This window comes from Candidatus Aminicenantes bacterium (assembly GCA_026393855.1).
GTDB lineage: Bacteria > Acidobacteriota > Aminicenantia > Aminicenantales > UBA4085 > UBA4085.
Window position 1 is genome coordinate 1 of the sequence record JAPKZJ010000136.1, and the last position, 5,879, is coordinate 5,879.

Below are 5,879 nucleotides of genomic sequence, written 5' to 3' on the forward strand. Positions count from 1 at the left end.
AGTAGAGCACGGCGGCCTCGCCGCGCTCGCGGATGAGGCCCTCGATCTCCTTCAGGACGAGATCCCGTCGGGCCAGGAGGACTTGAATCTCTCGTCCCGTCAGGCGGCCCTTGACGGCGTCTTTGACCGACTTGGCGTCCAAAGCCCGAATCTTGTCAACGAAAGCCCGGGTCAGCGGCACAAACAGATAGGCCGTTCCGTCCTTGGTCCGCTGCAGGCCCGAGGCGCCGAAGACGAGCGTTTTGTCGAACGGCTCCGCCGTCCGGAAGGTGCGCGAATGGTCGATCAGGATCATGCGGGTGTCGGCCCCGATCAGAATGTTGTTGACGTTGCGGTCGTCGTTGGCGATCAGGGAGTCGAAGGCCCGTTCCAGATAGGCTTTGCGGTTCCAGGCTTCGTTCTGGTCTCTGGGGACATCGCCCCCGCGGGCGAGCCGGTTTTTCAGGCTTTCGGTGTCTTCGATCCAGAGCTGGAGCGACCCCCACTGTCCTTGGAAGGCCCGTTCCACCGTGGGCGGGACCATGCCCAGCCCCAGCAGGACATCCAGCCGGTAGGCGGCGATTTCGAAGCGCCAGCGATCGGGCCCGCCTTGCTCGAGGTCGAGGTCGATGTTCTTCCAGAGCCCGAACCGGGTGACGTCTCCCTTGGACAGCGTCAGCTTCCAAGGGTTCGTCACGGCTTCGGGTCCGCCCATCTGCTTGGAATCCACGATCCGTGCCGTGCGGAGGAACTCCTCCCAACCCGCCCGCTCGGCGGCGTCCGTGAGCCCGACCTGGATCGCGGAAGCGGCCAGGCCGGCGGCCGTGAGAGCGAGAATGACGGCGACGAGACGGAACTGAATCCGAATCCGCATGATGTCCTCCCCTCGAATCCTTCCGTCCTGACGATAGCCCAAGACCTTGACAAAATCAATTCGGAAAGGCCGGCGCGGGCGATCCGGGCGCCGGTTGAACGCCGTCCGGAATGCGCGTATGCTCTTTCCTTTCAGGAGGCCGCCATGACATCTCTGCGCGATCGAATCGTTTTCATCACCGGAGCCAGCTCCGGCATCGGCCGCTCCTCGGCCAAGGCCTTCGCCCGCGCGGGCGCCCGGATTCTGCTCTGTGCCCGCCGGACCGACCGGCTGGAGGAACTGGCGGCCGAGCTGAAGGCGGAATGCGGCGTCCCCGTCCACGCCTTCGCCTTGGACGTGCGCGACCAGCCGGCCGTGGAAGCTGCGATCGTCGGCCTCCCCCCGGAATGGGCCGCCGTCGACGTCCTCGTCAACAACGCCGGCTTGAGCCGGGGCCTGGACAAGCTCCACGAGGGGCTTCTTTCGGACTGGGAAGAGATGATCGACACCAACGTTAAAGGCCTGCTCTATGTCAGCCGGGCCGTCCTCCCGGGCATGGTGGCCCGCGGCCGCGGCCACGTCATCAACATCGGCTCCATCGCCGGCCACGACATCTACCCTGGCGGCAGCGTCTATTGCGCCACCAAGTTTGCCGTCAACGCGATCTCCCGCGGCCTGCGGATGGACCTGGTCGCGACTCCGGTCCGGGTCAGCACCGTTGATCCGGGAATGGTCGAGACCGAGTTCAGCCAAGTTCGATTCCACGGGGACGAAGAGCGGGCGGCCAAGGTTTATCAAGGCATCTCGCCCCTGACGCCCGACGATGTGGCCGAGGCGGTCCTCTTCTGCGCCACGCGTCCGCCGCATGTCTCGATCGCCGAGATGATCGTCATGCCGACGGCCCAGGCCTCGACGATGCTGGCGCACCGCAAGGGCTGAACCGGCCCGGGCGCGGTCCTAAGAATTACTGCCTAACGATGACAATGATCCCCGCCGCGGCCATGAGGATGGCATTCGGCTGTCCGGTTCGGCATTGTGTATCCTCACGGAATTTGCCATAATGCTCCTGAAGTTAGAGGAAGCCGGAAAATGAAGTTTTTTATCACGATCTCTCAAGATGAAGACGGGATGTTCGTCGCTGAATGCCCTTCGATACCGGGATGTATCAGTCAAGGCACGACGGCGCGAGAGGCCGAAAAGAATATTCAGCAGGCGATCAAAGAGTGCCTGGAGGTTCGGGCGGCCAAGGGAATGCCGCTGACGGTAGCCATCAGGCAGATCGAAGTACGACTGTAAAACCTGGTCCTAATGCCCGACGTCCCGCTCTTAAAGCCTCGCGAAGTCGTGAAAGCCTTTAGGAAGCTGGGCTGGGACGTTGCCCGTCAAAAGGGAAGCCATATCATTCTGACGAAGGAAGGACATCTCGCGACTCTCTCTATTCCCGACCATCCCGAAGTCGCAAGGGGAACCCTGCGGGCCCTTATCGCCAGGGCCGGATTGACAATCGAAGACTTTCTTGCTGCGCTGGGCAGATAGGCATTCTGTTTTGATATGAAAATATGCATCTGGAATCATCGTTCGATGTCCGGTTGCGGGTCTGCATTGACTAGGATCCGCCAGCGGTCGTTTTAAGCATCGCGGAAAGCGCTGGATAGAAGCTTTCTTCGCGTGCATCCCCCTGCTGGGCAGTTTCGTACAGCTCTTTGAAGTATGGCGCGAATTCAGTTTTGTTGCTCATCCCATTTCATTCCTATGGCCCATCATATGGAGTTGGCGACTATCGAAACATCCGAACGATTCAGATGAAGCCATCATCTGGATTGAGTCTGAAGCCAATCGATCTCCCGTTTTGCCACCGCGGACAAGCATATATTTCAATTTGGATGAGGTCAAGAAAGGCGAATGAATATATCGGAGATCCGGCTCCAGTTTGATTTTGATCCCCGGCGCGGATAGCATTATGTCTCCGGCCGCACGGGCTGTCAAAGGGCCGGGCGCGAGGAGGCTCCCATGAACGAGCGATCCATGGATCGGCGGGAATTCCTTAAGCGGGCGGCCGGCGCCGCGGCCGCGGTTGGAGGACTGGCCTCCGGCGGGCTTAACGCCGCAACGAGCCCTTTCCCCGCGATTTACGACGCCAAGAGCCTCCCGACCCGAATCTTCGGCAAGACCGGGGTGGCCGTCCCTCGGATCGGGGTCGGGCTGGGCAGCCGCTGGTGCGCCGTCGAAGATCCCGAAAAGGCCCAGGCCGTTCTCCTGTCCGCCCTCGACCACGGGTTCTATTATTGGGATACGGCGTCCAGCTATCGAAACAAGGACATCAGCAGCGAGGAGCGGATCGGCCGGGTGCTTGAAACCCGGCGCAAAGAGGTCTTTCTGGCCACCAAGTGCGAGGCCCGGACATACGACGAGACGCTCAAGGAATTCGAGGGCAGCTTGAAGCGCCTGCGGACGAGCTATATCGACGTCTACCAAATCCATCTCCTGCAGTCCCCGACCGACGTCGAAATCGTCGCTTCGGAACGAGGCGCGTTGAAAGCGCTCCGGCGCCTAAAAGAGGAGAAGGCCGCTCGGTTCATCGGCTTCACCGGCCACCTCTCGGCCGAGGCCATGACGGCCGCCGCCCGCGACCACGATTTCGACTCCATGCTCATCGCTCTGAATCACTACGCCGAACGCAAGGGCGACTTGGAAAAAGAGGCCATCCCCGCGGCGGCCGCTAAAAACCTGGGCATCGCGGTCATCAAGGTCATCCGGCCGCGCGAGACCGTGGCCGGGATCACGGCCGACGAGTTGATCCGCTACGCTTTGAGCCTCGAGCTCGTCCATGCGGCCATGCTGGGCATGGACAACCTCGAGGTCGTCAGGAAGAACGCCGAGCTGCTGCGCGCTTTTGTCCCGCTGCCGCGATCGGAGATGGCCCGGATCGGGACGATTCTGGCCCCGTTCTTTGCCGGCCGGCGCCTGCCCTGGATGGATCCCTCCTATCGGGACGGGCACTATGCGTGAGCCTCGCGCGGCCTTCCGCTTGGCGGGCCTTTTTTTGTTTGCCGCCGTTAGGCTGGCCCAATCGGCGGCCAATCTGCCGCTACTCGTTTCGGATGATTTCGAAACCGGGACCGCGGCCCGCTGGACGCCCTGCGACCCGGCTCGCTGGCGGGTGGCGGAAGGGGAGGGCAACCGATTCTACGAGCTCACGGCTCCGGGCGAAGCCGGGAAAGTGCGGGCTCCGACCTCCTGGTCGGTCCTGTCGACCGCCGGCCTCTCATCGTTCGCCCTGACCGGCCGCGTCAAGTGCTACACCGACCCGGCCAATAACAAGCGCGACATGTGCATCGTGTTCGGCTTTCAAGACCCGACCCACTTCTATTATGTCCACTTTTCGGCCTCGAGCGACAACGTCCACAACGTTATCGCTCTGGTCAACGGCGCCGACCGGGTCAAGATCAACCTCGAGCCGGAGGGGAAGTCGGTCTTCCGCCTCACGGACAAGGCCTGGCATGCCTTCAAGGTCGTTCGTGAGCCCGACGGCCGCATCGCCGCCTATATCGACGACATGACCGTCCCGGTCCTGACGGCCAAGGATGTGACCCTGCCGCCTGGCCGCGTCGGAGTCGGATCCTTCGATGATACCGGCGCCTTTGACGATATCGTCCTGCGCGGACGGACGCCCTGACCCGAATTTCCTCCGGAGGCCCGGCATGACCACCCCCCCCGACAACGCTTCTCCCCAGGCCGAACGCGGCCTGCCGATGGTCGCGGCCCGCGATCTCGAAGATCTGCAGGCCGAGCGTGAATACCTGCGCGGTGTCGACGCCCGGCGTCCGTTCTTTCGCCGTTGGGGCGGCTATTGGAAGCTGACCGGGCCGGGCTGGCTGCAGAGCGCCATCACCCTGGGCGCGGGGACCGCCGGCTCGACCATCCTGGCGGCGGCCGCCTATGGCTATCAACTGCTTTGGCTGCAGCCCGTGGCCATGGCCCTCGGAGTGGCCGTCTTTGCCGCCATCGGCCGCCAGACGCTGATCACGGGCCGGCGGCCTTACGAAGTCTTCCGGACCCGCCTCCATCCCGCGCTGGCAGCGTTCTGGGGGATCAGCGTTCTTGTTTCGTCCGTCGTCTTTCAGTTCCCTCAGTACGCTTTGGGGACGGACGTTCTGCGCGACATCCTGTCCGTGGCCGGGCTGGACGTCCCCAAGGCTTTGATCGTGGCGTTCTTTCTGGCTGCTTCTACGACCATCTGCTGGAGCTACGGGAAGGGGAGCCGTCGGGCCATCCGCGGCTTCGAGCGCACCTTGAAGTATATCCTGCTGTTCATGGTGGCCGCTTTCTTCCTGGTCGTGGTCAAGACGGGCATCGACGGCAAAGCGCTGGTCAAGGGGCTGTTCGGTTTCTCGATTCCGAAGTCGAAAGAGGGGATGGCCCTCGTCCTCGGCCAGCTCGGCGCGGCGGTGGGCGTCAACATGACTTTTCTTTACCCCTACTCCCTGCTGTCCCGGCGCTGGGGCCGGGATCATCTGGGCCTCAAGAACTTCGACCTCGGCATCTCGATGTTTCTGCCGTTCGTCCTAGCAACGGGATTCGTCAGCATCGCCTGCGCCAACACTCTCTACGCCCGCGGCATCCGGGTTCGGGGCGCCGTCGACGCCGCCCACGCGCTGGCGCCGCTTGTCGGCCTGACTCTCGGCCGGGTCGTCTTCTCGCTCGGCATCTTGAGCATGTGCTTCACGACCATGGTGCTGGAGATGCTGATCGCGGGATTCGTCTTGAGTGAGATGCTCGGCTTCGCCCTGCATGGGAAGGCCTACAAAGCCGCGACGATGACGGCCAACATCGGGATTTTGGGAGCTTTCGCGGCCCTACCGTTCTGGGTGCCGGTCGTTGCCTCGTCGTTCAACCTGGTCATGATGCCGGTCGCCTACCTGGCCTTCTTCCTGCTCCAGAACAGCCGGAGATACCTGGGCGGCGATGTCGTGCAGGGTGCGAAGGGAGCGGTTTGGAATATCCTGCTCATTGCGGCCATTCTTGCCGTGACCGCCGGCGCCGCCGT

General features: G+C 62.9%; 8 protein-coding genes. 6 read left to right on the plus strand and 2 right to left on the minus strand.

Features of this window, described 5'->3' with window-relative positions; all coding sequences use genetic code 11:
• Nucleotides 1-853: hypothetical protein (locus tag NTZ26_15685; GenBank protein ID MCX6561936.1), on the minus strand; the 853-nt coding region annotated here is incomplete at its 3' end.
• Nucleotides 854-997: 144 nt separating this feature from the next.
• Between NTZ26_15685 and NTZ26_15690 the strand changes: the two genes are divergently transcribed.
• The 3 genes from NTZ26_15690 (at nt 998) to NTZ26_15700 (ending at nt 2,368) form a co-directional block, all read left to right on the plus strand.
• Nucleotides 998-1,771 carry an SDR family oxidoreductase gene (locus NTZ26_15690; GenBank protein ID MCX6561937.1) on the plus strand — a complete coding sequence of 258 codons (774 nt, stop codon included), beginning with the start codon at nt 998-1,000 and terminating at the stop codon, nt 1,769-1,771.
• 150 nt (nt 1,772-1,921) lie between these two features.
• On the plus strand, nt 1,922-2,128 hold the full coding sequence (locus NTZ26_15695) for a type II toxin-antitoxin system HicB family antitoxin (GenBank protein ID MCX6561938.1): 207 nt from the start codon (nt 1,922-1,924) through the stop codon (nt 2,126-2,128).
• A gap of 12 nt (nt 2,129-2,140) precedes the next feature.
• Nucleotides 2,141-2,368, plus strand: coding sequence for a type II toxin-antitoxin system HicA family toxin (locus NTZ26_15700; protein ID MCX6561939.1), 228 nt, complete (start codon nt 2,141-2,143; stop codon nt 2,366-2,368).
• A gap of 70 nt (nt 2,369-2,438) precedes the next feature.
• Here the strand turns inward: NTZ26_15700 and NTZ26_15705 are convergent, their stop codons facing one another.
• Nucleotides 2,439-2,570: a hypothetical protein gene (locus tag NTZ26_15705; protein ID MCX6561940.1), complete on the minus strand. Its 132-nt coding sequence runs from the start codon at nt 2,568-2,570 to the stop codon at nt 2,439-2,441.
• A gap of 272 nt (nt 2,571-2,842) precedes the next feature.
• Here NTZ26_15705 and NTZ26_15710 point away from each other — a divergent pair, with 272 nt between their 5' ends.
• From NTZ26_15710 to NTZ26_15720, 3 genes are all read left to right on the plus strand, one after another.
• Complete coding sequence (locus NTZ26_15710) at nt 2,843-3,841, plus strand: aldo/keto reductase (protein MCX6561941.1); 999 nt, start codon at nt 2,843-2,845, stop codon at nt 3,839-3,841.
• Nucleotides 3,834-4,508 (plus strand): hypothetical protein, encoded by a 675-nt coding sequence (locus NTZ26_15715; GenBank protein ID MCX6561942.1) that lies wholly within the window; start codon nt 3,834-3,836, stop codon nt 4,506-4,508. Before NTZ26_15710 ends, NTZ26_15715 begins: the two co-directional genes overlap by 8 nt.
• A 25-nt stretch (nt 4,509-4,533) precedes the next feature.
• On the plus strand, nt 4,534-5,879 hold a 1,346-nt coding region (locus NTZ26_15720), incomplete at its 3' end, for a divalent metal cation transporter (GenBank protein ID MCX6561943.1).

Coding starts and splice junctions, on each gene's coding strand:
- NTZ26_15695 (MCX6561938.1), top strand. CDS start 1,922: ATGAAGTTTTTTATCACGATCTCTCAAGATGAAGACGGGATGTTCGTC.
- NTZ26_15700 (MCX6561939.1), top strand. CDS start 2,141: ATGCCCGACGTCCCGCTCTTAAAGCCTCGCGAAGTCGTGAAAGCCTTT.
- NTZ26_15710 (MCX6561941.1), top strand. CDS start 2,843: ATGAACGAGCGATCCATGGATCGGCGGGAATTCCTTAAGCGGGCGGCC.
- NTZ26_15715 (MCX6561942.1), top strand. CDS start 3,834: ATGCGTGAGCCTCGCGCGGCCTTCCGCTTGGCGGGCCTTTTTTTGTTT.
- NTZ26_15690 (MCX6561937.1), top strand. CDS start 998: ATGACATCTCTGCGCGATCGAATCGTTTTCATCACCGGAGCCAGCTCC.
- NTZ26_15705 (MCX6561940.1), bottom strand. CDS start 2,570: ATGAGCAACAAAACTGAATTCGCGCCATACTTCAAAGAGCTGTACGAA.